Here is a 400-nt window from a genome sequence, read left to right as displayed (position 1 = left end):
CAAACAGAATATCAGTACGCTTATCTTCAATTAAGGCTTTTAAATAATTAACAATACGTCCACCAGCACACATACCGCTAGCGGCGATCACAATGGCTGGGCGAGCCGTCTTTGCTAAATAATTCACTGTGTCGAGGTGAGTTTGATGATCATCTATCGTGAGTAAATTTTCAAATGACAGAGGGTGTCGACCCTCGGCTACCCGACTTTGAGCCTCTGCATCCCAAAAAGGTTTTAGTTGTCGGTAGGTATCAGTAAAGTCGTTGGCCAAAGGTGAGTCGACTATCACTTCAAGCTCAGCCCAATTCAGCGCCCCCTGATCGGCTTTATCTTTAAGCTCATAGATCAATGACTCAAGTTCATACAATAGCTCCTGAGTGCGGCCGATACTGAACGCAGG

The 400-nt window shown here is 45.5% G+C and carries 1 pseudogene; it reads right to left on the bottom strand.

The window, feature by feature from the left end:
* Positions 1-400, bottom strand: a pseudogene (locus A3729_RS09680) (MBL fold metallo-hydrolase); the annotation flags it as partial.

It is taken from the genome of Oleiphilus sp. HI0043, assembly GCF_001634935.1.
This window is presented reverse-complemented; position numbering and strand designations above follow the sequence as displayed.